The organism is Niallia oryzisoli, from assembly GCF_036670025.1.
GTDB classification, from domain to species: Bacteria; Bacillota; Bacilli; order Bacillales; family Cytobacillaceae; genus Bacillus_BD; species Bacillus_BD oryzisoli.
Genome location: NZ_CP137640.1, coordinates 3,999,994 through 4,023,790, shown reverse-complemented (window position 1 = coordinate 4,023,790; position 23,797 = coordinate 3,999,994). Strand labels below are relative to the sequence as shown.

Annotated in this window: 21 protein-coding genes; 16 read left to right on the top strand and 5 right to left on the bottom strand. The window is 36.5% G+C overall.

What is annotated here, in order from left to right; all coding sequences use genetic code 11:
* The first annotated feature begins 77 nt into the window (after positions 1 to 77).
* Positions 78 to 1,286, top strand: a complete 1,209-nt coding sequence (locus R4Z09_RS20210) for an MFS transporter (RefSeq protein ID WP_338448527.1) — start codon at positions 78 to 80, stop codon at positions 1,284 to 1,286.
* A 172-nt stretch (positions 1,287 to 1,458) separates the two neighbouring features.
* On the opposite strand, the gene fabI is transcribed toward R4Z09_RS20210, so the two are convergent.
* On the bottom strand, positions 1,459 to 2,238 hold the full coding sequence (gene fabI / locus R4Z09_RS20205; protein WP_338448526.1) for an enoyl-ACP reductase FabI: 780 nt from the start codon (positions 2,236 to 2,238) through the stop codon (positions 1,459 to 1,461).
* A 343-nt stretch (positions 2,239 to 2,581) separates the two neighbouring features.
* Entirely contained in the window at positions 2,582 to 4,138 is a 1,557-nt protein-coding gene (locus R4Z09_RS20200; protein ID WP_422392205.1) for an IS1182 family transposase, read from the bottom strand.
* Positions 4,139 to 4,861: 723 nt separating this feature from the next.
* Between R4Z09_RS20200 and R4Z09_RS20195 the strand changes: the two genes are divergently transcribed.
* The 5 genes from R4Z09_RS20195 to R4Z09_RS20175 all read left to right on the top strand — a co-directional run bounded on the left by R4Z09_RS20195 (position 4,862) and on the right by R4Z09_RS20175 (position 9,680).
* Positions 4,862 to 6,301 (top strand): alkaline phosphatase PhoX, encoded by a 1,440-nt coding sequence (locus R4Z09_RS20195; RefSeq protein ID WP_338448525.1) that lies wholly within the window; start codon positions 4,862 to 4,864, stop codon positions 6,299 to 6,301.
* A 51-nt stretch (positions 6,302 to 6,352) separates the two neighbouring features.
* Positions 6,353 to 6,580, top strand: a complete 228-nt coding sequence (gene tatA, locus R4Z09_RS20190; protein ID WP_338448524.1) for a twin-arginine translocase TatA/TatE family subunit — start codon at positions 6,353 to 6,355, stop codon at positions 6,578 to 6,580.
* 425 nt (positions 6,581 to 7,005) lie between these two features.
* Complete coding sequence (locus R4Z09_RS20185) at positions 7,006 to 8,181, top strand: endonuclease (RefSeq protein ID WP_338448523.1); 1,176 nt, start codon at positions 7,006 to 7,008, stop codon at positions 8,179 to 8,181.
* A gap of 228 nt (positions 8,182 to 8,409) precedes the next feature.
* The gene (locus tag R4Z09_RS20180; protein WP_338448522.1) at positions 8,410 to 9,408 is read left to right on the top strand and encodes an aryl-sulfate sulfotransferase; all 999 of its coding nucleotides are present in this window, start codon (positions 8,410 to 8,412) and stop codon (positions 9,406 to 9,408) included.
* A complete protein-coding gene (locus R4Z09_RS20175) occupies positions 9,405 to 9,680 on the top strand; it encodes a hypothetical protein (RefSeq protein ID WP_338448521.1) in 276 nt (91 codons plus the stop codon). Before R4Z09_RS20180 ends, R4Z09_RS20175 begins: the two co-directional genes overlap by 4 nt.
* A 465-nt stretch (positions 9,681 to 10,145) precedes the next feature.
* Here R4Z09_RS20175 and R4Z09_RS20170 read toward each other — a convergent pair whose 3' ends face one another.
* Together R4Z09_RS20170 and R4Z09_RS20165 are read right to left on the bottom strand one after the other, a co-directional pair.
* Complete coding sequence (locus tag R4Z09_RS20170) at positions 10,146 to 10,868, bottom strand: ABC transporter permease (protein WP_338453316.1); 723 nt, start codon at positions 10,866 to 10,868, stop codon at positions 10,146 to 10,148.
* Positions 10,869 to 10,997: 129 nt separating this feature from the next.
* Positions 10,998 to 11,768, bottom strand: a complete 771-nt coding sequence (locus tag R4Z09_RS20165; RefSeq protein ID WP_338448520.1) for an ABC transporter ATP-binding protein — start codon at positions 11,766 to 11,768, stop codon at positions 10,998 to 11,000.
* 491 nt (positions 11,769 to 12,259) lie between these two features.
* Between R4Z09_RS20165 and R4Z09_RS20160 the strand changes: the two genes are divergently transcribed.
* The 7 genes from R4Z09_RS20160 to bphC all read left to right on the top strand — a co-directional run bounded on the left by R4Z09_RS20160 (position 12,260) and on the right by bphC (position 19,792).
* Positions 12,260 to 14,140 (top strand): XylR N-terminal domain-containing protein, encoded by a 1,881-nt coding sequence (locus R4Z09_RS20160; protein WP_338448519.1) that lies wholly within the window; start codon positions 12,260 to 12,262, stop codon positions 14,138 to 14,140.
* Positions 14,141 to 14,364: 224 nt separating this feature from the next.
* The gene (locus R4Z09_RS20155; protein WP_338448518.1) at positions 14,365 to 15,213 is read left to right on the top strand and encodes an alpha/beta hydrolase; all 849 of its coding nucleotides are present in this window, start codon (positions 14,365 to 14,367) and stop codon (positions 15,211 to 15,213) included.
* A 112-nt stretch (positions 15,214 to 15,325) separates the two neighbouring features.
* Positions 15,326 to 16,507: an acyl-CoA dehydrogenase family protein gene (locus R4Z09_RS20150; RefSeq protein WP_338448517.1), complete on the top strand. Its 1,182-nt coding sequence runs from the start codon at positions 15,326 to 15,328 to the stop codon at positions 16,505 to 16,507.
* A gap of 81 nt (positions 16,508 to 16,588) precedes the next feature.
* Complete coding sequence (locus R4Z09_RS20145) at positions 16,589 to 17,434, top strand: FAD synthetase family protein (protein ID WP_338448516.1); 846 nt, start codon at positions 16,589 to 16,591, stop codon at positions 17,432 to 17,434.
* A gap of 18 nt (positions 17,435 to 17,452) precedes the next feature.
* Positions 17,453 to 18,433 carry a fumarylacetoacetate hydrolase family protein gene (locus R4Z09_RS20140; protein WP_338448515.1) on the top strand — a complete coding sequence of 327 codons (981 nt, stop codon included), beginning with the start codon at positions 17,453 to 17,455 and terminating at the stop codon, positions 18,431 to 18,433.
* Between the two features lie 86 nt (positions 18,434 to 18,519).
* Positions 18,520 to 18,849, top strand: coding sequence for a non-heme iron oxygenase ferredoxin subunit (locus R4Z09_RS20135; protein WP_338448514.1), 330 nt, complete (start codon positions 18,520 to 18,522; stop codon positions 18,847 to 18,849).
* A gap of 61 nt (positions 18,850 to 18,910) precedes the next feature.
* Entirely contained in the window at positions 18,911 to 19,792 is an 882-nt protein-coding gene (gene bphC, locus R4Z09_RS20130; RefSeq protein WP_338448513.1) for a biphenyl-2,3-diol 1,2-dioxygenase, read from the top strand.
* A 564-nt stretch (positions 19,793 to 20,356) separates the two neighbouring features.
* On the opposite strand, the gene R4Z09_RS20125 is transcribed toward bphC, so the two are convergent.
* Positions 20,357 to 20,833 (bottom strand): C40 family peptidase, encoded by a 477-nt coding sequence (locus R4Z09_RS20125; RefSeq protein ID WP_338448512.1) that lies wholly within the window; start codon positions 20,831 to 20,833, stop codon positions 20,357 to 20,359.
* A gap of 229 nt (positions 20,834 to 21,062) precedes the next feature.
* Here R4Z09_RS20125 and R4Z09_RS20120 point away from each other — a divergent pair, with 229 nt between their 5' ends.
* The 3 genes from R4Z09_RS20120 (at position 21,063) to R4Z09_RS20110 (ending at position 23,793) form a co-directional block, all read left to right on the top strand.
* Positions 21,063 to 21,596: a sigma-70 family RNA polymerase sigma factor gene (locus R4Z09_RS20120; RefSeq protein WP_422392310.1), complete on the top strand. Its 534-nt coding sequence runs from the start codon at positions 21,063 to 21,065 to the stop codon at positions 21,594 to 21,596.
* 77 nt (positions 21,597 to 21,673) lie between these two features.
* A complete protein-coding gene (locus tag R4Z09_RS20115) occupies positions 21,674 to 22,381 on the top strand; it encodes a response regulator transcription factor (protein WP_338448510.1) in 708 nt (235 codons plus the stop codon).
* The gene (locus tag R4Z09_RS20110; protein ID WP_338448509.1) at positions 22,378 to 23,793 is read left to right on the top strand and encodes a sensor histidine kinase; all 1,416 of its coding nucleotides are present in this window, start codon (positions 22,378 to 22,380) and stop codon (positions 23,791 to 23,793) included. Before R4Z09_RS20115 ends, R4Z09_RS20110 begins: the two co-directional genes overlap by 4 nt.
* Positions 23,794 to 23,797 lie beyond the last annotated feature (4 nt).

The window sequence follows — 23,797 nt, the reverse complement described above, 5'->3', positions numbered from 1 at the left end:
GAGATATACTAAATATGTTACTTTTTTCAAGGATATTACCTTATAGATGACCAAAAAAAATTAGGGGGGAACATGATATGGATAAACCAAAACTATGGACGAAGGATTTCATAAAAATCACTACTATCAGCTTTTTTATCTTTTTAGCCTTTTATATCCTATTAACAGCACTTCCAATACAACTAACTAAAGAATTTGGCGGGGGTGCGGATCAGGCTGGGTTATTATTAACCTTATTTTTAATTGCGGCTATCATTGTCCGGCCATTTGCAGGAAAGTGGGTAAGTATAGGTTCACAAAAGAAAATACTTATTTATTCTGCAACAGCATTTTTTGTTGGCACACTATTTTATCCATTTGTAACAAATATATGGATATTATTTATCCTGAGAATTCTTCATGGATTAACTTTCGGGGTTATTACCACTGTAAAAGGAACCATCAGCGCTGAGATTATCCCAGATTCAAGACGTGGGGAGGGAATGAGTTGGTTCTCATTAGCAATGGGACTAGCGATGGTTATTGGGCCTGTTATTGGTCTGAACTTAGCTAACATTGGGGCATACAACACAGCTTACAATCTTTGTATTGTTATTTCATTATTAAATATCTTGTTATCAATGGTTATACATGTTCCAGAGCAACGGCAGCCAGCGAAGGTTTCTAATACAAGCAAAAGATTTAATTTCAATGATTTGATTGATAAAAAAGCTGCCCCATTTGCACTTGTCGTATTTATTTTAGCATGTGCCTATTCCGGTATTGCTTCATTCTTAGCTTTGTATGCACAGGAAATTAATCTTGTAAAAGCGGCTAGTACATTCTTTATTCTTTATGCGGGCTTAATGTTTGTCTTCCGACCATTTACAGGTGTCTGGGCTGACCATTATGGGGCAAACAAAATCGTTTATCCTTGTATTGTTTTATTTGCCATTGGGATGGTTATGCTCTCATTGCCTCAAACAGCAGTCATTATGATTATGGCAGGTGCGATTATTGGAATTGGGTATGGCTCTGTTACACCCATCCTTCAAACACAGATTATCAGTTCGGTTGAAAAACATCGTGTCGGAATTGCTAATTCGTTGTTCTTTAATTCAATGGATTTAGGCATGGCTATTGGTGCTCTCGTGCTGGGAATTGCAGCAAAATCATTTGGTTATAGCAGTGTTTTTATTACTGGAATCGTCCTTATTGTTGCTGGAGGTATTGCTTACCTTACATTGGCGAGCGGAAAGAAAAAGGAAGTTCGACAGTCAGTCGAATCGATGACTGAGGGGAAATGAAAGTAAATAGAGGGACAAACAGCAAAGCAAGAACAAATGAGCCGAGAAAAGTTCTCGGCTTTTATTATTGAATTTAAAGAATAACTCAAGTATTAAACCTTTTGGCTTTGTTATCATTGTGCCAGCTCGATCCAGAAAATGGATCGCGCCTGGCACCTTTTGCTGAAGGCGACTAGCCGATTATGTTATACCCTGAATCTACATAAATAATTTCACCTGTAACTCCTCTAGATAGATTACTAAGCATTGCGATAGTCATATCGCCGACCTCTTCTTGTGTTACATTTCTTTTTAATGGTGCAGATTCTTCAATTTTATGAAGTATTTCATTAAAGGAACCAACTCCTTTGGCAGCAAGCGTGCGAATGGCTCCAGCAGAAATGGCATTAATACGAATATTCTCTTTCCCTAAATCTAATGCTAGATATTTTACTGATGATTCAAGAGCTGCTTTTGCTACTCCCATCACATTATAGCCAGGAATCGCTCTTTCAGCTCCAAGGTAACTCATTGTAACGATAGAGCCGCCATCAGTCATAAAAGGTTTTGCTTCTCTTGCGACAGCTATTAGTGAGTACGAGCTAGTATCTTGAGCAAAAGCATATCCAGACCTTGAAGTATTTATAAAATCACCTTTTAAATCTTCGGAGTGTGCAAAGGCTATTGAGTGTACAATTCCGTGGATTGTTCCTACCTTTTCACCGATTTCTTGAAAGGCATCTTTAATACTTTCATCATTGTTTACATCGCATTGGACGATTAATTGAGCAGAATGGTTATTTTCCATTAATAATTTATTTAATTTTCCAAGTGAACGTTCTAAACGATAGGTAAAAATAAGATTAGCACCAGCTTGATAAAGTGACCTAGCCACACCCCAAGCAAGGCTACGCTCATTAGCAACGCCCATTACTACAATATTTTTACCCTTTAACTTAAGCAAATCTTCCATTTTGTCCTCCTAAGTTGACTAAAAAGTCAATATAGTTATATCTGGTTTTATTACCAGGTACTAATAATTACTATATCATATTTCCTTACCAAACTAAAATGCTTTGTTACGGCTTTAATAACTGTCGATGTTCTTTTTCTGCAAGGATACTCATACTGTAGCGTTCGCCACGTAATAAAAATGCAAGGTATTTGGGCAATATTTTTTCTAGTATAATAGAAAGGTATGGGAAACAGAGGAGATGGATCTTATGTTTCATCAATGGAAAATAATTTCCTTTAAATGAAACAGTAGCTCCGTCCGAGACTGCTGAAAAAGTCACCTTTTTTTGATTAAATAATAATTAAAAAAACGGAGTTTTTCGAAACCCATTGTTTCTTTTTATAATCTTCAAAAAAATGGTAGTAGATTGATGAGAGGAACCCTTTAAAGAGGATAGTATTTTCGCTATCCTCTTTAAATTAACCGCGATAGCGGTTAATTTAGCTTGTCTGGACATACTTTTTAGACCGTACCCCCTGGCACGATCTAACCCGTGTAGATTTTTCATCTCACCATTTTTTCCTTCTTGGCAAGCTCTCTGTTTATATTTTTCCTTAAATGTCTCTGTTTTTTGTTCCTGACTATATTCATAGAATTTAGGCGTATTAATCCCAACTGTTAATATCTTCCCAACAGTTCCGGCTTTTTGGATACACTTCTCGCGAAGTGGACAATGTCTACATTTCTCCTTCTCAAAGTAATATTTATAGATCTCTTTCCCTTTATTATTCTTCTTGTATTTCTTGTTAATCGTTTTATTTCCTTGATCGCAAAACCATTCATCTGAATCCTTATTGTAACTGAAAAGTTCCTCATCAATTTTGTAAGCCATCGCACTAACTGGAATATAAGCTTTTGCCCCGACACTTGTGATGTCGTCTAAGATTTTTTTCTTAAAATAAGCTTTATCACCAAAGATATCTTTTATTTTTAAACCACTTTTTATCGTTAATGTTAATAAATCCTTAAATTCTGTTCCATCTACATAAGCCCCATTATTTACTGATACAGCGGCAATCAATTTTGATTGTGTAGTCATGGTGTATTCAGTTTTATACCCAAAGAAGTGATCAGTTTTACTCTTATGTCCTACTTGGGCTTCTTGATCGACCGTTGACCGAACTCCTTTTTGTTCAAGAAATTTTGGGTCATTTGTAATTTCTTTTGCTTTTTCTAAAATCTCTTTTGTTTTTGGATTTTTGTCTGTATCAATACTATCTTCAACCTTTTTTATTGTATCTTTTAGAAAGGAATCCATGATCTTTTTGGCTTCTTTATGATCTTCGATTTCTTTATAATTAGGAATCTTTTGATTAATACAATCTGGGACTTCGCCAGCTTCTTCACAAACCGTTTTAAAGATTTTCTTGGCAAGTTCTTTCATCACTCGTTCCGGGGTCATCTTAAATGTATTGGCATCTGAGTGGGTAGAATCTATAGTTAGGCCAGTATCTTCTATAATTCCTTTATCGACGCACTGTTTGACGATTTCTATAATGAAGTCATCTAATGTAACATCCTCTAATTTATTCATTCGGAATTTAGCTAATAGGCTAGGGTGAGGTAATGCATCGTCGGGGTTTATCCCAAGAAAATACATATAGGCGAGATTTAAGGAGGCATCTTCAATCACCCGTCTATCTGATAAATTATAAAGACGTTGAAGAACCAGCAGCTTAACCATTAGCTCTGGTTCTTTGGCTGGTCTGCCATGGTATTTACAATAAGAGTCTTGAAGATAGTCATTAATAAAACTAAAATCTACTGAATCGCTCAGTAATTTTAGAGTATGATTCTCTGGAATTTTCCAGTATAATAATGAATAGAAGCTTAATTGCATATTATTGTCTTTAAGCACAAAAATCCCTCACTTTGGTGGTAGTTTCTAGTCAACTCTATTATACCAAAAGTGGGGGATTTTTCTTTTTATAAAGAGATCTACGGCAAGTATTTAATTCCATTTATTTGGAAGTGTTTTTCAGCAGTCTCGCTCCGTCCCCTTGTTTCACTGGTGATAAAAGATAGAAAACATAGTTTTGAGAAACAAAAATGTTATAATTGTTATCCAAATTTGAATGATTTTCAATAAGATCAGTTTTCCAAAATCGGGCCAAATTGTAGAGCAACTCCTTTAAAGAAAATTAGATATCTATGTTAAAGTTTAGAAGAGATTGTGAAGGTTTGTACTTGCTAACATTAGCATTGATAGGATGAGCTTAAACGATGTTATGACTGGAAAAGTTTACCCTTCTTCAATAACCTAAGTAAATTGAAAAGCCCCTGATTTTTACAAACTATTAATAAAACTTGAATAATCTACATCGCCCTATTTGAAAAAAGCCTTAGTTTTTTCCTTCTAATTTCAACACACACCGTCAGATTTCTACCTTTTACATGTCGCAAATGTGGTAATAAACTCCCTTTGTTTTTCATATAGAACATGACTTCTGGGTTATTTTTCATTTATAGGAACAAAATTACATGTAATTAACAGAGCATTTATAAAGGCCTGTTAATTTTAATGATAGAGTTCACTATATGGAATATAGCATCCCTTAAAAAAACTTTGGAGGTAATGTTGATGAAATCTAGCAATAGCGGTTTAAACAGACGTGATTTCTTAAAAGTTGGCGGAATGAGTACATTAGCATTAACACTTGGTACAACGGGGTTATATTCTTTTTCAGTAGCTTCAAAAGGATTTGCAGCGAAATCTAGCAATCTAACAAGCGGATTTGGTGGATATGGTCCATTAGTAAAGGATCCAAATGGAATCTTAGACCTTCCACAGGGATTTACGTACAAAATGCTTTCTCGAACTGGAGAAAAAATGCCAAATGGCGACCTAGTCCCATCCATGCATGACGGAATGGCTGCTTTTAAAGGGGCGAATGATACAACAATTCTTGTCAGAAACCATGAAAATAGCACAAATGCCGAGTATCCTGTAAACGGAAAAAATCCATGGAGTAATGGTGCAGCTGGTGGTACAACTACTTTAATCCTCGGACCAGATAGAGAAATTGTTGATCAATATGTATCAAGCTCAGGAACGATCCGCAACTGTGCTGGCGGCTCTACTACATGGGGTACATGGCTAACGATGGAAGAAACTCGTGATATGGGACATGGCTTTGTATTTGAAGTGAATCCACTTGATCCTGAAAACGAAATGTCAAGAACACCGATCCGTGATATGGGTTACTTCTCTCATGAAGCTGGACATGTTGACCCAGCAACAGGAATTTGGTATTTAACAGAAGACGGAAGTCCAAGCTTCCTTTATCGTTTTGTCCCAAATGACCCAAGTCAAAAGCTAGGTTCTCTACAAAAAGGCGGTAAGCTGTATGCAGCAGCGATTGATGAATTACCGCAGGCAAGTCAATTAAGAACTGGGCAAAAATTTGGAGTTGTTTGGAAAGAATTAAATCCTGAAATTGCGAACCAGGATGCACGAGATAAAGGCTGTATGCAGTTTAGCCGTTTAGAAGGCGCTTATTTCTCTGAGGGAACCTTCTGGTTTGATGATACTAGTGCAGGTAAAAAAAGGCTTGGCCGTATTTACCGCTACACACCAGCAACAAATACATTAGAGCTATTCTATGAATCTTCTGATGTAAATAATTTAGAATCACCTGACAATATTACCATCACTCCTTGGGGAGATCTTTGGATCGCCGAAGACGGTGACGGAATTAATCGTATCATCGGTCTAACTCCAGAAGCAAATGTTTATACGTTTGCTGAAAACACACTAAATGATTCAGAGTTTGCCGGACCAACATTCTCTACAGATGGAAGTACATTCTTTGTAAATATGCAAACACCAGGTATTACCTTTGCGATTTGGGGACCATTTGTACTCAGAAGTGCAGCTCGTAGACGTGAAATGAACCTAGCTACACCACCAGCTAGTCTTGCTCCTGTTGTTTCGGATAAACTTGCTGCATTTGCAGAAGAACAAGGTATGTCTTTATTAGAAGCAGCCGCCCTACATCGTCATGGAATGCCAATTTTATAAGGGATCATTTTGAATCACTAACAAACCATCCTGGTACTAGGAGGTGAAAGTTTGTTATCTAATATCGGCATCCCAGGCCTAATCCTAATTCTAGTCATTGCGTTAATTATTTTTGGCCCTTCTAAACTACCAGAAATCGGGAGAGCTTTTGGAAACACTTTGAAAGAATTTAAGAAAGCAACAAATGACTTGATTAGCAATGATAAAGAAGAGAAAACGAACTCTGAAGAAAAAAATAAACTTGTAGCTCTTGAAAAATCTGAAAAGATTGGAAACTAAACAACTTCAAGATGTAGGTCAGAATTTTAGCATTCTGCTTACATCTTTTTTTATAAAGGCGATTCACATATTGATATTTTTATATGCGTAAATACTTTTATTCAAGTTATCAAAAAAGGAACTTCTCTCTGAACGGTGTTCTGTGTGTTTGGAGTATTATAATTAAAAGACTTTCTTGTCATTTAACAATAAGAACGTATAAGTTCGTGAAGAAGTGCCAATAATCCCTTTATGCTCTGAATTTTTAGTTATATCGTCTCTAATATATAAAACTTTTATACTTTAATTTTAAATAACTTTACAGTTTTTTCATCAATAATACGCTAAATATTAATAATAATAAGATAATATCCTGATAGGTTGGACGTCCTTTGGCTGATTTAATCTGAAAAGAAAAAAATAAAGTAACTCTAGGAGGAGAATACATGCTAAATAATCGAAAAAAAAGGCTGTTGTTTTCTTTGATACTTATTGCTTTCATTTTACTTCAGCCACTCCAATATTCATTAACTAATGCAGCAACCGGGGATGGATCATGGTCCTCACCTTATTCTGTTTCTCAGGCCATTAACAGTCAAAATAACTCAATTAAAACCGTTCAAGGTTATGTTGTGGGTCAACCTATCTCAACAAGTACAGTCATTACAAGTGATTTCCCCAATGATTATGCGTTAGCATTAGCGGATAGTCCATCAGAGACAAATACTGCAAATATGATTTATGTTCAAATCCCTTCTTCATTTCGTTCTTCTTATGGTTTATACTCGAATCCTTCCTTAATGGGGGAAAACATGAAAGTAACTGGGACACTTACAGCTTATTTTTCTCATGCCGGATTAAAAAATGGTACAGCTTTCGAAATGCAAGGGGAAGGTACAACATCTCCTGATCCTGAACCAGATCCTATTTCATCAACTGATGGTTATTATGATGCTGCCTATGGAAAAACAGGAAAAGCGTTAAAAACAGCTTTGCATAATATTATTGATGATCATAAAGAAATATCCTATTCAAATGTCTGGGATGCACTTCGAGTGACGGATGAAGATCCTAATAACTCCAATAATGTGATCCTTCTGTATACGGGACGCTCACAAGGAAAATACACGAATGGTTCAGATGCAGACGATTGGAATCGAGAACATGTTTGGGCAAAATCACACGGAGACTTTGGAACAACAATGGGTGCAGGCACAGACCTACATCATCTGCGTCCAACAGACGTTAGCGTTAACAGTTCAAGAAGTAATCTTGATTTTGATAATGGGGGTACTGAACATGCAGAAGCAGACGGAAACTATTATGACTCAGACTCCTGGGAACCTAGAGATAGCGTAAAGGGAGACGTTGCCCGTATGTTATTTTATATGGCAGTACGTTATGAAGGGGATAGTGGAGAACCGGATTTAGAATTAAATAATCTAGTTAACAACGGTTCTAACCCTTATCATGGAAAACTATCTGTATTGCTTCAATGGCATAAAGAGGATCCAGTTGATGATTTTGAAAGGGAAAGAAACGAAATCATTTACACTAATTATCAACAAAACCGTAATCCATTTATTGATCACCCCGAGTGGGCATTAGTAATCTGGGAATAATTAAAAATAAAAGTAAAAGAACCCAATACGATAAAATGGGTTCTTTTACTTTTATATGTTAGTTGTAAAGAGGTCTATAAGTGGATGGGGATTTTTTGTCTTCTTCCACAAACGGGCCAGATTCTTAAGTAAGAATTTAATGATATTTGGTACATTACCGATACATATAAACTAAAAAGTCACCTAATAATATAGAGTACTTAGTTCCCAAAAAGGAGATAGACTAGCATGGAGACGGACAAAAACTTTTTGATGAATAATTTAGTAAATGAAGATAATTATGTAACTCCATTTCAAAGTATATCACCCGACGGTACGAACTATGTATTAGGTGTAAAAAGTAATGGCAGCGTTGTGGCTGTACCAGAAGTTCATTTTATACGCCCGAAATGGCACTTACCATATAAAGCAATTGGATATTCAAAAGATGAAAATGACTTTTACTACTACCAGGGCAGAAGTGCGGTGATTATGAATCATTATGGTTATGTTAAGCATTGGATTCAAGAGGAAAATAACATCCAAAATTTTAGACGTTTTGAGAATAAATTAGGCCAAAATAGCTATGTCTACACGGTGCAAGTACACGACACACCAATGCCAAAAGGAAATGCGGGATATTGGTTATGTGAGTTAGTTGTTCTGGATGAAAACTTTAAGGAAATTGATCGCCAAAGAATGAAAGCTTCTGGAAGAATTAGAGATGATTACCCAATGGAAAACCATGATTATGTCTATATTGATGATGGACATTACATGATTCCTACTGCTTACCCAAATACAGTGGACAATATTCCGAACGTTAACGGTTCATATAAAGTTTTTAATAATGTCATCCAAGAAGTGAAAAATAACCAAGTCGTTTTCCATTGGGAATCCATTGATTATCCTGAATTATATGAACTAAGTCATTATCTTAATGACCCAACGGAATGCCCGTCAACAGGGGAGAAATATTTAGATTTCGCTCATATAAATTCAATGTTTATAGATGAAAGGGACCTGAATCTACTTGTGTCATTTAAACATATTGGAATTTTGAAAATTGACAGAAAAACGGGTGCAATTATGTGGATGATTGCTAAAAATCGCTGCGATATTAAAGGGATCGATGAAAAAATGATTCCGTCTATGCAACACGATGCCCGTTATAACTACGATCATTCGATTACTTTATTTGATGATTCAGGAAGTACAACCGATAACGCAAGAGTTATGAGATATTGATTGATGAGAAAAAATTAACGGCAATAAAAGTAAAAGAGTATGTTTGCCCATATGGAAAAAGCCAATCACAAGGAAGTGCCACTTTAATCGATGAGGAAAATGAAATATTTAACATTGCTTATGGTGGTGGACATCCTAAAATTTCTTTCCATGAATATTCATTTAAATACAATAAGGAATTAATGTTTGTAAATTTGCCTACACAGGAAACAAGTGTAGTTTACAGGGTTTTTAGAGACAATAAGGGGACACAAAAAAGCAAGGTAAAATAGATAAAGTATGTTTAAACCATTCATGTTAATAAATAGTTCTCTACTTATGGTGAGATAGACAAAAGAAATAGGATATTAAACAATCGGGCGCTATTCTTGAGTAAAGAAGCGTTTTTTTTGTAAGGGTATTTTGTGGAGTAAAAGCTTAACAATTATGAATTAATATCCTGAATGAGCTATATTTAGTGTATTGTACAGTAGATAAAAACTATTTTATTTAAAGATCACAATATTTAGATAATTATACAATTTAAATTCAAATTTTCACATAAAATATTACACTTAATAAAAGGAGGTGAAAAAACATGAAAAACCAACAAAAAGACCCTAGAGATAATAACGCGGTTGTAAGTGTTGTGTTTTTCATACTAGGTATTATTATTATTATTGGTTTTTCTCTATTTTTTGGAAGATGTGAAACGAAAAAGGCTGATTTCAATCTTGGAAATCGCCTTTTTCGTTCATTCATTTTTCCTTTATCGAAATTTGAAATAAAGATAAGACAAAGAATAGTACCATGAAAATAAGAATATATAGAATACTAGAATAAATAGGTAGAATGGTATCCCCAACCTTAAAGGAAACACCTAGGTTTAGCCGGAAGTCTTCCAATACAGAAGCGGGGGCATCTGCAAATGTCACCTTCTCTGCCTGCTTCATCATAACGCTTCGAAATAGGACTCCTGCATGGGAAGTCGGAAATAATTTGATCACCATCTGTACGGCTTCGGGAACACTGCCAATCGGAATGTAAATGCCTGTTAGGAATCCGATTAACGTTCCTACGATTGTACTTGCTGTAGTATAGGTGTTAATACTTTTAAACCAAGATACAAGATAGAACATCATCAGACTTGAGGCTGCCGTTGTAAAAATAATGAGAAGGATGACCATAAACATCGCTTCTATAGACAACAGCTCGCCACCAAATATCACAATATATAGTTCTGCTAGAATAAAGGTAATAAACGTTAGAATTAAACTAATGAAAAATCCACTAATGATATAACTGCTTGCCAAGGTACTTCTTTTTAGCGGGGAAGCTATGAAGTCTTTGTATATGTGATTATTTTTATCTTCTACCCTTGTTGCCATCGCACCTAAGGAGGTAGTAACGGGTGTTACAGCTAATAAAGCGGCCATGATCCAGCTATCCATTAAAAATCTGACACCTTTCATGTCAGTCATACCTTGCACCAGCATATCACCTAAAAATAAAACATAGAGACCAATAATGATAAATACGGCCAAGAAGTGAGAAAAATACGCTGCTCTTTTGTCGAAAAAAAATCAATAAGTTACGTTTAATTAAGAATCTCATGCTTGTAACTCCTTCCCGGTAATGGCAATAAATGCATCATCCATATTTCCTTCGACTACCTGGAAGCCTCTGAGCATATCTTTACATCGTTCTAAAATCGGAAGTGCTTTTAACGTTGATTCCAATTCAACCGTGACGGTATCGACCTTGATGTTATAGGAAAGTTCTAAATTCTTTAAAATAGCGATGACTTCTTCCATCTTAGAAGGGTAGAGGATTAGATGATCCGAACTGTATTGTTCTTTTATTTCTGCAGGTGTACCTTTTGCGACAATCCTTCCTTTTTCGATGACGACAACATAATCAGCTTTTGCAGCTTCTTCCATATAATGGGTTGTTAAAAAGATGGTCATGTTTTTTTCATTTTTCAATTGTTCAATGGCTTGCCATACATCTTGTCTCGTATGTGGATCAAGTCCAGTTGTTGGTTCATCTAAGATGAGAATTTTGGGTGAACTGACAAGTGCCCTGGCAATATCAGATCTCCTTTTCTGACCTCCCGATAATTTGCCATATGGGCGGTCTAAATACTCTGTCACACCTGTAATTTGCGCTGCATGATGAAAGGCTGCCAGCAAATCCGTTCTATTAGAATAGTAAAAGCTTCCCCGTGTGATTAAATTTTCTTTTACCGACAACAGATTATCTAAGACATGATCTTGAAATACAGTCCCAAGTATGGAGCGAATCTGATTATCATCCTTCCCTAGTGTGTATCCATCTATTGAAACCGTCCCTCCATCCGGTTTTAATAAGGTACCGATCATATCGATTGTCGTTGATTTTCCAGCACCATTCGGGCCTAAAAAGGCAAATAGTGATTCTCCACGTAAAAATTAATTTCTTTTACCGCTTCAAGTGAAACGAAGGATTTTTTCAGACCTGTTATATCAATGATCTTATCCATAGTCAAAGCTCCTTAATAGTATATTTCTACTAAATATAAATGAATGGGTCTTCCTTCAATCATCATACAATTTGACTATCCATTTAATACATTCTAGACTTTCGACAAAATATCCTTCTTGATTGGATTATATTTCCATAAATACTTAGGGAACGAAATGAAAATGCCAGGCACCATCCAGAAGAACGCAGGAACCATTCGATATTGTGCTGAGGTTTAATTCCAAATAACTAGAAATTATTAAAGATGTCGATTTAACAAGTATAATAGAAATATCAATCTATTAAGGATAAAATAATGTATTATGGTGGCGTTTACATTTGCAAATGAATAAGAAGGGGAGGAATTCACATGATCATCCATACATCAGGAAAAAGCTACAATCATGATTTAGATATTCATAACCGGCAAATAGTAACTCCAGAATCAGCCTTTGGGATTCTGAGGAAAATGCTGGTTTCAAATATTGGACAAGAACGATTAAAAGGATTCCTCATTCGTTTTGGCTGGGAAATGGGAGTGTATGATGCCGAACTAGCCCTAAAGGAAAAGCTCACATTAGAGGATTTATTTAAACAAGGACCCGTTTATCACTGCATGAATGGACAGATTTCCGGAACAGAGTACGAGGGTTGTGCTGAAATAGATGAACATCATCAGATTATCTCTTTAACTGGAGGAGGTACTTGGGAGAATTCGTATGAGGCCTTGGATCATCTGAAGAGATACGGAATATCTGAACATCCTGTTTGTTATACCCTGATTGGCTATGCAAGTGGTTTTATGTCAACCATTAGTGGGCAGCAGGTTTTGGCAAAAGAAGTAGCCTGTATCGGCAAGGGAGATTCAAAGTGCTGTTATGTATTGAAGACTCAAAATGAATGGGATGATGAACTAAAAGATGAACTTCCCTACTATAATGAAAAACCCATCGTAGAAGAGCTTCAGTATACGTATGAACAATTGCTTGAACAAAAAAATACGGTGACGAGATTGATGGAGTTTCAAAAGGTTTTAACGGAAGAGATTGCTAATGGGAGCAATTTACAAACGATTGTCGATATGGTGTATAACTTAATTCAAATTCCAATCCTGATTCATGACATAGACCTTCGATGTATCGCATATTCAGGACTATCTCAGGAGGAATGTAATAGGAATCAGGATGAAATGAATCGTTACATGAAGGAAAATAGAGCAATGTTTCCTCAAACTCGAAAAGAGAAGCATCAACTGCCTTTTCGAAAAAAGACCATTCAAATGGATCATCAGGGGCATTTAATTGTTCCCATTCTTGTAGAAAAGGAGGTTTTTGGATATTGTTCTTTTCTTTATAACGACATACATACTGCGAATACTGAAGATGATTATTTGCTATTGGCTCGAATGGCAAATGCTGCATCTCTTATCTTATTAAATGAAAAAACAAGATTTGAATCCTTTGCAAGAATGAAAGGGATATTCCTTGAACAGGTATTAAACGGCACGATCTCTTCTAAAAATGAAATTATCGCCAAAGGAAGATATACAGGACTCAATTTGGAGTTACCATACTATTTAGCTATTTTAGAATCTAAAAATATATCCCTTGCAATGGATGAGGAATTTCATTTTCAAGAAAAAATCTTTGAAACCATCGCTCAATATTTTAAGAGGGAGGCAATAAATAGTTTAATTGGGCTCTATGAAGGAAATATCATTCTTTTTATAACAAGAGAGGATACAGAAAAGGTTAACATTGAGTCCATTATGCAGGGACTTTACCAGGAATTAAATGAGAAATATCCGAAATTTAAGTTTAAACTGGGGATCAGTAATGAAGGCCACAAGATAGAGAATTTGCAGCAGCAATATGAGGAGGCCTCTGTTGCATTAAGGCTTAATACGGAAGAAAAAGTGGTGTTATTTAAATCTCTAGGAATTGTTGGACTCTTGATTAACTCCAATAATATGAGTGGCATTAAAATGTTAGCCAATCAAGAGCTAGGGCCCTTACTAAATGAAGAAGATCCTAAAATGGGAGAGTTGCTGAAGACTCTGTACATATTCTTGTTAAATGGTGGAAAGCTTGAGCAGATACTCAGTGATCTATCCATTTCAATGAGCGGCCTGCAGTATAGAATAAAAAAAATTGAAAGTATAATAGATAAAAATCTTCGTCATCCTACTGATGCCTATCAATTGCTACTTCTAATAGAATCTTTGATCGCATTGGGGGAATTAAGAATATAGAGAGCTACGATTCACTCCCGTGGTTCTATTTTTTTATAAAATATTTAACTGAATAATACACCAATAAAAATTTACTAAAAAGGACAGTATTTTAAACATTTTTTATTATAGTCTGATTATTTTAAATTTTATATTATTTAGGTAGAACTTGGAACAATCGTGATTTACAACACGATAACTTGAAAGCGAATTCTAATCAAACCATGAGAAGGGAGTTTTATTCAATGGGTTCATATGAGACTAAAAAAGTGAATACCGGAAAGTACAATACATTTTTCTGTGAAGGTGGAGAATCAAACTCCGAAACAATCATTTTTCTTCATGGTTCAGGACCGGGAGCGAATTCAGAGACGAATTGGCGAAATATTCTTCCCGCATTAACGGATCGCTACCACGTGATTGCACCTGACTATTTCGGATTTGGTAACTCTGATCACCCTGAGACACCGCCAAAGAGTTTTTGGGAGTGGACAAATTGCCGAGTGGAGCAGATTTTAGAGTTAATGGATTATTTAAATATCGAAAAAGCAAAGCTTGTAGGAAATTCAATGGGTGGTGTCATTTCAATGAACTTGGTGATGACGGCACCAGAACGATTCGAAAAAGTTCTTTTAATGGGCAGCGGAGGGGGCGAAGCGGCTCCAACCCCTGAGATAGCGAGAATGGTAGGATTTTATAAAAATCCAACGTATTCGGCACTAAAGAATTTAACCACTTGGTTTGTTCATGATCAAAAGAGTTTGGGAGGGGAACTAGAAGCGGTTATAAACGAGCGTTATGAAAACGTGATGCGCCCTGAAATTAGAAAGTCTTATACGAGTAATGCATTCCCAACCATGCCAGGGGAGAGTATTATTCCGCCAAATGCTTTAAGACAAATGGAACAGCCATTTCTATTACTTCATGGCGTGGAAGACCGATTTGTTGCAAAAGAAAGCAGTTTATCATTGCTTCAGCATCTGCCAAACGCTCAGCTGCATCTAATTAAAGGTTGCGGCCATTGGATGCAAATTGAAAAACGTGAAATATTCTTAAATCTATTAACTCAGTTTTTTGAAGGGAATTTAGATTAATATAGATCAAATCGCTTAAGAATCGTGTATGGCAGGTTGAACGTAAGCCTGGCATATACCCGAAATAAATATTTTGAAAATTCAAACAAAATTAATTGAGGGGGTTTTTTTAATGTCAAAAGAACTATTAAAGACAGAAAATATGACGGTTGACCAGTTACTAGCATGTGCTGAAAGAATCGGTAAGCTTGCAGAACAGGAAGCGCAAGCTGCAGAGCAAAATAGGACCGTTTCTAAAAACGTTGTCAATTTGATTAAAGAAACTCAAATCTCACGCATGTTACTTCCAAAGAAATATGGAGGCCCTCAAATTGATCTAAGAACATTTGCTCAAATTATTCGAATGGTTTCTTATCATAATATTTCTGCAGGATGGTTGACTTATTTATACCCGCTTCATAATTCGCTGCCATCTTATCTTCCGGAAAAAGGGATGGACGAAATTGCGAAATCAGAAGGATTAATCGTTGATGTCTTTGCCCCTGTAGGAAAAGCAGAGAGGGATGGCGACGGATATCGCATATCAGGAAAATGGCATTTTGCCAGTGGTGTTTTGCATAGTGAATGGATTGGTCTTGGGGTCATCATGGAATTACCGGATAGCACAGGACCTGAGTTTTGTATGCCACTCATGAAAACATCTGAAGTAGAAATCTTAAATAATTGGGATACCTTTGGTTTAAGAGGTTCTGGAAGTAACTCTGTTATTGCTGATCATGTGTATGTACCAATTGAGCGGATCTTGCGTTTAGATCGAGTAGCGGTAGAAATGAAACGTCCGCCGTTTGAACACTATGATAAGGATTATCCATTTTACCACAAACCATTTTTCTCTGCCTTCTATATTGGGTTCCAAAACATTGCACTTGGCGGAGCACAGCGTCTGTTAAAGGAATTTAAAGAGCGTACGGAAAAACGGATTCGTATTGACGGAACACCTGAAAAAGAATCTCCACGCAGCCAAAGAGTGCTTTCAGAACTAACGATCAAGTATAAACAAGCTGAGTTATTGGTCGATCATTATATTGAATTGTTGGAGAATTTTAATGAAAACAATCCGACACCAGCAGAAGAATTTTTTGCTATCAGGGCAACAGCTATCAAACATTGTACAGAAATCGCGAATCGAATCCTTTTAACATTAGGTGGTGCGGCACTTTCTAAAGGTGACATTGTGGAATTGATGACAAGAGATATTTTAGCTGTCGCTACTCACATAACTGCATTATATGAAGATGCTGTTGCCGATTACGGAAAAAATCTCTTTGGTTACGCAACAACACGGAATGGTTAATGAATTCATATTGCATTCAGCTTAAATTTTTAGTCTAATGCAATAATTAATCGATAAAATAAAAACTCAGGAGAAGACTGTATGGAAACGATTTATTTAAACCAAGATAGTTTGGCCTATTGGCAAGGGAAAGCAAAACGGAGTGTCGTAGCTTTAGGTTGTTTTGATGGGATTCATAAAGGACATCAGGAAGTAATTCGAACGGCTTCCCAAATGTCTAAAAGGAAAAATCTTTCTCTTTCGGTAATGAGCTTTTTTCCTCATCCAAAAGAAGTGATTTCTAACGGTAAAAAACAAGTGAACTATCTCATGCCTTTGTTTGAAAAGGAGGAAAGACTCCGTGTTCTTGGTGTCGATACATTCTATATCGTTGAATTTACCAAAGAATTTGCTTCTCTTCTCCCCGCCCAATTTATAGCTCAATACTTGCTGAATCTTGGTATTGTTCATGCAGTCGCTGGTTTTGATTTTGCTTATGGCTATAACGGTACTGGACATATGGATCGATTACAAAAGGATTCCTTTGGACTCATTGATGTAACAAAAGTGGAAAAATTAGAGTTTCATGGAGAGAAAATAAGTTCAACTTGCATTCGGGAAAAATTGATGAGAGGGTGTGTGGAAGAATTACCATCACTTCTCGGAAGGCCTTACGAGGTGGAATGCGTATGGGACGGGAATGCATTAGACATTCTACCATATTATACACTTCCTACTCCCGGCTGCTATCGTGTGACACTAAAAAATCAAATGGAGTCCATTCAAACAAAAATAATCGTATCAGAAACAGTAGATGGATTATCGTTAACATGTTTGTCTGAGATTCCAACATTCATGACAGGTAGACTTTCCATTGTTTGGCTTCAACGCATGATGGAGGAGGATCATTATAGATTGTCGGAGAGAATTTCTTTACCATATTTTTAAATTGGGAGGGTTATATGGATGGGAATAAGGGTTGTTCGCTTTAAAAAGGAAAATAAAGAACAATGGGGAGTTATATCAGGAGAAGATAGGATTCTAGTATTAAAAGGAGATTATGCTTCTTTGAAAGATTTTCTAGAGGAAGGGATAAAAGAAGCAAAAGTTTTAAAGGACGAAACAAATGGAGAATGGATTTTATTAAATGAGGTAGAGCTTCTTAGTCCAGTGACAAAACCATGTCGAATCGTATGTCAAGGGGCCAACTATACATCACATCGAACTGAAGCTGGACTAGAAGCAGCAAGACCTCCCTTTAATATGTTTTTTAGTAAAGCAGATAGTTCTCTTTGTGGAGCAAATAGTGAAATTGTGCGGCCTGAGCATGTCAAATTATTAGATTATGAGATTGAGCTGGGGTTAGTCATTGGAAAGGATATTTCAGGTCCTATAGATGTAACAGACGACAATCTCCATCAATATGTAGTAGGCCTTGTTATCGTAAATGACGTGTCTGCTCGTGATATACAGATGTCGCAAGGTCAATGGTTAAAAGGAAAAAGTTATCGGACTTTTGGTCCTACAGGTCCATTTTTATATTTACTTGATAAAGATGAGGTCTCGAAAATTCATGAGTTAGAATTAAAGCTTTGGGTGAATAATGAACTTCGTCAATCAGCCAACACAAATCAACTGCTTTTCAAACCAGCTGAAACTTTAACTGAAATTTCCGAGATTATGGATCTATCAAAAGGGGATTTAATCTTAACTGGAACAACGGGTGGTGTGGCCTTAAATCTATCCTCCGAAATAGTTGGTCAAGTCTCAAATCCGGCTGTCCCCTTCCAACAAAAAATGGATTTATTGCTAGAGAGTCAATTGAAACATGGAAAATACCTCAAAGATGGAGATATCATCCGTTGTCAAATTAAAAGCGAAGATGGAATCATCAACCTGGGTGAACAAATAAATAAGGTCATATCGAATATATCAATACAAGTCTAATCGATCAAAACACCATTTCCTGTCTAAACAATCTGAATGTACTCTTTTAATCCAATTAAAATTCATATGGAAAGGGTGAAATGGAGATGGCTTTTACAAAAGTATGTACGTTAAAGGATATACCAGAAGATAAAGGTTTAAAGGTGGAGGATGGAGAGACTAGTGCAGCCGTCTTCAAAGTTGAGGGGAAAGTATTTGCGACACAGGACCTCTGCTCACATGGGCTCTGGTCATTATCGGAAATTGGGTACCTGGAAGGTGACCAGGTTGTATGCTCCTTGCATATGGGGAAGTTTTGCGTTCGTTCAGGCAAGGTCAAATCATTACCGCCCCACCAGCAGCTGAAAAAATTTCCGGCTCGCGTTGAAGGGGAAGACGTTTATGTTGCTTTTGATGAAGGATACATTGCGGAATAGGATAAGCATAAAAATAGGAATGATAGAATGCGAATAAAGAATAAAAGGAAGGATGATCAAAATGACTATTAAACAATTAGGGTATTTAGGTTTTTCGGTAAAAGACGTTCCTGCTTGGAGAAATCTATTAACAAGTGGGCTGGGATTGGAAGAAGTAGAAAGTAACCATGGAACTGCTCTTTTTCGTTTAGATTCAAGAGCATGGAGAATTGCCGTGGATTATGGTGAAGAAGATGATGTCTCTTATATTGGGTTTGAAGTAGCCAACGCTCAAAGTTTAGAACAACTGACGGAGAAGTTGATCCATACAGGAATTGAAGTAAAGACAGGAGAGGTTGAATTAGCAAAACAACGCGGCGTACTAGATATCATTTCATTAACAGATCCATATGGTCTGCCGCTAGAAATCTACTACGGTGCAACCGAAGCGTTCAATAAACCGTTTGTGTCGCCAGCAGGAGTGTCGGGTTTCCTTACTAGTGAACAAGGGCTGGGACATATTGTACGAAATGTTCCAGATGTACAAGAGGCTATGTCATTCTATACGGAAATCTTAGGCTTTAAGTTATCCGACATTATTGAGATGAGCGTAGGACCAGTGGTGATTCCTATCTATTTCTTACACTGTAACGGACGTCATCATACGCTTGCTCTTGCAAGTATGCCAATGCCGAAGCGGATTCAGCATTTCATGTTTGAAGTGAAATCATTGGATGATGTGGGGCATGCTTACGATCGTCTTGACAAAGAGGATGCTATTACTCTATCACTTGGAAAACATAGCAATGATCATATGATATCTTTCTATGCGATGACACCATCTGGAATTGAAGTCGAGTATGGGTGGGATGGCAGACCGGTTGATGATAATTGGAGTGTAGTAAGACATGACACCATCAGTGCATGGGGGCATAAGCCGCTCAAGCAAACCTTAAAAGTTTAAGAGGCCGTATTTCAAGCTAAGTAGTTCAATTTTTGTGGAGAAAAGGATAAAATATCTTATTAATTAACTGGCTAAATCGCATAGTAATTTTGGTGCTTATAATCCTTGTTATATCAATGAATATTGAACTTTACCATATTAAAAGTCGTAGCGAATAACACACAAAATAACATAGTAACAATAACTATTGTTATCTTAACAGGACACACGTTCCGTTATTTGCAGTAATAATAGTGATTTTACCTTTTATAGGACATACTTTCCGCTATTTATATGAAAGGTTGTTATTTTTTCTTAATTTTTAGCAAATAACGTACTCAGTGTCCAAAGGCACTCCAAAATAGATTTATTTATGATAATAACGTACTCAATGTCCACAAAAAAGTTGAATCATACAATTAAAAATAAAACGCATGGATTTCCATGCGTTTCTATTTGTGATTTCGAATGTTTTTTACATTTTTCTCCACATTTTCGTAACTACTTAGTTTCAAGCGGCCTCGTTTTTTAATATAACCTTATATTGAAACTTCCTATTTTCATTTTGACCTCTGTATTTTTCTATTACTTCACCATTCTCTTCGCTCCTGCATAGCAGTTTTTCCAATAGGCTGTATTCATGGATTGAACTCTTACCCCTTTTGAAGTAGCCCCGATAAATTGGTCTTTTCCAATGTAAATTCCTACAAATGAAACGCTTTTTCCATTTGTTTTATAGAAGACAAGATCTCCTGGCTGCAGTTCGTTCACTTTTACTGCTGTTCCTTGCTTGAATTGATCTGCACTTGTACGCGGAAGTTTTACTTTCACACTATTTTCGAATACGTTTTTAGTGAATCCAGATGCATCAAAGCCTTTTGGCGTTGTTCCTCCATACTTATATGGACTTCCGTTTAATGTGTTGGCATAAGAGACGATTTGTTGACCTTGTGTTTGTGAGGCTGCTTCTGCTTGAACACCAAATAAACTAGTAAACCATAACGATAAAGCTGCCAATAATAAAAATAAAATCGATTGTTTTCTTACATTTGCACTTGCCATTTCAATCCCTGCTTTCGCTTCATTTTTTTGTAAGGATCCTACAAACCAAATAGTAAAGGGTTTTGGAAAGAAATGGGTTACAGAAAAGTTAAAAATAGTTACTAAAAGGTAACGATTTTAGCCCAAAAACTGTTACCTTCCTGTAACCCTTTTAATGATGGAAAGCATTATGAAGACAAAATAAAACGATTTGGAACTGTAGATTAGTGGGGGATGGGCATTGGAAGAAATGTTTGAGGAATTATATAGAAAGTATTACGATGAATTGTTTCGCTTTTTATTTTACATGGTCCATAGTCGAGAACTGGCAGAGGATCTTGTTCAGGAAGTATTTATCCGCGTTTTTAAGGCTTATAGTAAGTTTGAAAAAAGAAGCAGCGAAAAGACCTGGATTTACACGATTGCACGAAATGTAGCAATTGACTGGTTTCGAAAACAAAAAGGATTATTGGGTACGCTAGTGCACAAAGTGGAACTTGAATCTCTACAAATTTCTCATGAGTTACCAGAAGAAATGGCAATTGAAAGAGACGAAATGAGAAAGATCTATGCTTGTTTAAAACAATGCAAATTAGACCATCAATTAGTAATTATACTTCGTTTTCATCAAGATTTATCCATTTTAGAGACGGCAAAGGTTCTAGGATGGACAGAAGGGAAGGTGAAGACCACACAACATAGGGCAATGAAGAAATTAAAAAGTTTTATACAGGAAGCAGAACAGGGAGGAACCATGGAATACCAAATAAAGAGAATCGGATGATAGTATGAATTTTCCGCAAATTACCTATATTTTGAAATATAATAAAGGTAAATGTCTTTTTCTTGTGAGGTTAGATAATGAAAGAAGGAAAAATCTTATTAATTGAAGACGAAGCTTCGATTAGAAAACTAATCAAATTTAATCTAGAACGCTCTAATTTTGACGTAATGGAAGCGGGTGAAGGAAAGCTTGCATTGGAGATTATTAAGCGTGAAGACATCTCGCTGGCTTTGCTTGATCTTTCATTGCCTGATATGGATGGCTTTGATGTTTGCACAAAGCTAAGAGAAGAAAAGCCAGAACTTCCCATTATTATTGTAACGGCAAGAGGGCAGGACATGGAAAAAATCATGGGACTGGAATTGGGTGCCGATGATTATATGGTGAAACCTTTTAACCCGCTGGAATTAGTAGCCAGAATTCGCTCTGTCTTAAGAAGAACAGTAAAGTATGTACAGCCGACGGTCTCTGATCAATTAAAAAACGGGCCATTTGTGCTTGATTTAAAGACGCAAAGAGTCTTTAAATCAGAGAAACAACTCAAGCTCACTGTCAGAGAGTTTCACTTGCTGAAATTGTTTATGGAAAGGCCCAATGAACCGATAACAAGAGACGATCTTTTAGATGAAATATGGGGTCTTGATTATTTTGGCGATTCGAAAACAGTAGATGTTCATATTAGAAGATTAAGAGAAAAAATCGAGGAGGATCCGTCACAGCCCATTTATTTAAAAACAGTTTGGGGCTTCGGGTATGCCTTTTTAGGCGGTGAGAATATTGAATGAAAAAAGGGATTAAAAACCGGTTAGTTTGGAGTTATTTAGTTTTAATCATCTTTACTGTGGCCGTTTTCGAAACGATTATTTTATCTGCTTTATTTATGTATTATCAGGAAGGAATCAAACAAACATTACGCGATCAAGGGAAAATGTTTATCTCCTTTTATGAGCTTGAATTGAGTGGTGAACAATTTGAAGAGAATGCCCAGCAATATTTATCGCGCTATCAGTTCTTGGTTAATGCACAGGTACAGCTTATTGATCGTGAAGGGAACATCATAGCGGAAAGAGAAAAAAGCGAGCAATCCAATCTTCAAAAATACGAGGATATTCAAGCAGCTTTAAAAGGAGAACAAGGATATTACTCAGGTGAATGGAATGGAGAGAGGACGTTAAGTGTCTCAATTCCTTTAGCAATAGGAGGAGAAAATGTAGGTGTGATCCGTTTTACGACCTCCATGGAACAGTTTCATGAATTGTTTTTGAAAAATATGACATTACTTCTCTCTATCGGAGGAATCGTTATTCTGTTCGCACTTATCTTGAGCTTTTTCCTAGCCCATACGATTACTCGTCCCGTCCGTTCGATGACAAAAGCGGCGCAACAAATGGCAGCTGGAGAATTTTCCACAGTAATTCATAAAGAAAAGGACGATGAAATTGGTCAGCTTGCAGACACGCTAAATTACATGGCACAACAGGTTTTGAAACATGAACAAATGAAAAATGAATTTATTGCTTCTGTTAGTCATGACCTTAGAACACCTCTCACATCCATCAAAGGCTGGTCTGTTACACTGCATTCGATGACACAAGACGAACTATTAAAAGAAGGCTTAGAGATTATTTCCAATGAAAGTGACCGGCTTACGATCATGGTCAGTGATTTACTTGACCTTTCAAGCTTAACAAGCGGAAAACTGAGTTTTACATTTACTGAAGTCTCATTAGTGTCCCTTGCCAATGAAGTGGTTCAACAGCTTAAACCCCGGGCTGACAAAAAGGGGATTTCTCTCCAATCACAAATGTTTTCATCTACTTCAAATTCATTGTCTACTTTGAAAATCAATGGGGATCCTAACCGGTTAAAACAGGCTCTTATCAACCTGCTTGACAATGCCTTAAAATTTACGCCAGAAGGAGGGAGAATTACCGTGACTCTTGAGAAAACTCGAGATGAAGCGGTTCTCTCCATACAAGATACAGGGATTGGGATAGGACAAAATCAATTGAAAGTAGTAAAAGAGAAATTTGTTAAAGGGAAGGAAAAAGGAGCGGGAACGGGTTTGGGACTGGCTATTTGTGAGGAAATCATCAAAGCACATAATGGTTTATTGATTCTAAAAAGTGAACAAGGCAAAGGAACTACGGTGCATATAAGTCTGCCTTTGTATAAAAAAGAAATGAAAGGACGGTGAAGCA

Coding starts and splice junctions, on each gene's coding strand:
- R4Z09_RS20210 (WP_338448527.1), top strand. CDS start 78: ATGGATAAACCAAAACTATGGACGAAGGATTTCATAAAAATCACTACT.
- fabI (WP_338448526.1), bottom strand. CDS start 2,238: ATGGAAGATTTGCTTAAGTTAAAGGGTAAAAATATTGTAGTAATGGGC.
- R4Z09_RS20195 (WP_338448525.1), top strand. CDS start 4,862: ATGAAATCTAGCAATAGCGGTTTAAACAGACGTGATTTCTTAAAAGTT.
- R4Z09_RS20185 (WP_338448523.1), top strand. CDS start 7,006: ATGCTAAATAATCGAAAAAAAAGGCTGTTGTTTTCTTTGATACTTATT.
- R4Z09_RS20180 (WP_338448522.1), top strand. CDS start 8,410: ATGGAGACGGACAAAAACTTTTTGATGAATAATTTAGTAAATGAAGAT.
- R4Z09_RS20170 (WP_338453316.1), bottom strand. CDS start 10,868: ATGACTGACATGAAAGGTGTCAGATTTTTAATGGATAGCTGGATCATG.
- R4Z09_RS20165 (WP_338448520.1), bottom strand. CDS start 11,768: ATGATCGGTACCTTATTAAAACCGGATGGAGGGACGGTTTCAATAGAT.
- R4Z09_RS20160 (WP_338448519.1), top strand. CDS start 12,260: ATGATCATCCATACATCAGGAAAAAGCTACAATCATGATTTAGATATT.
- R4Z09_RS20155 (WP_338448518.1), top strand. CDS start 14,365: ATGGGTTCATATGAGACTAAAAAAGTGAATACCGGAAAGTACAATACA.
- R4Z09_RS20150 (WP_338448517.1), top strand. CDS start 15,326: ATGTCAAAAGAACTATTAAAGACAGAAAATATGACGGTTGACCAGTTA.
- R4Z09_RS20145 (WP_338448516.1), top strand. CDS start 16,589: ATGGAAACGATTTATTTAAACCAAGATAGTTTGGCCTATTGGCAAGGG.
- R4Z09_RS20140 (WP_338448515.1), top strand. CDS start 17,453: ATGGGAATAAGGGTTGTTCGCTTTAAAAAGGAAAATAAAGAACAATGG.
- R4Z09_RS20135 (WP_338448514.1), top strand. CDS start 18,520: ATGGCTTTTACAAAAGTATGTACGTTAAAGGATATACCAGAAGATAAA.
- bphC (WP_338448513.1), top strand. CDS start 18,911: ATGACTATTAAACAATTAGGGTATTTAGGTTTTTCGGTAAAAGACGTT.
- R4Z09_RS20125 (WP_338448512.1), bottom strand. CDS start 20,833: ATGGCAAGTGCAAATGTAAGAAAACAATCGATTTTATTTTTATTATTG.
- R4Z09_RS20120 (WP_422392310.1), top strand. CDS start 21,063: ATGTTTGAGGAATTATATAGAAAGTATTACGATGAATTGTTTCGCTTT.
- R4Z09_RS20115 (WP_338448510.1), top strand. CDS start 21,674: ATGAAAGAAGGAAAAATCTTATTAATTGAAGACGAAGCTTCGATTAGA.
- R4Z09_RS20110 (WP_338448509.1), top strand. CDS start 22,378: ATGAAAAAAGGGATTAAAAACCGGTTAGTTTGGAGTTATTTAGTTTTA.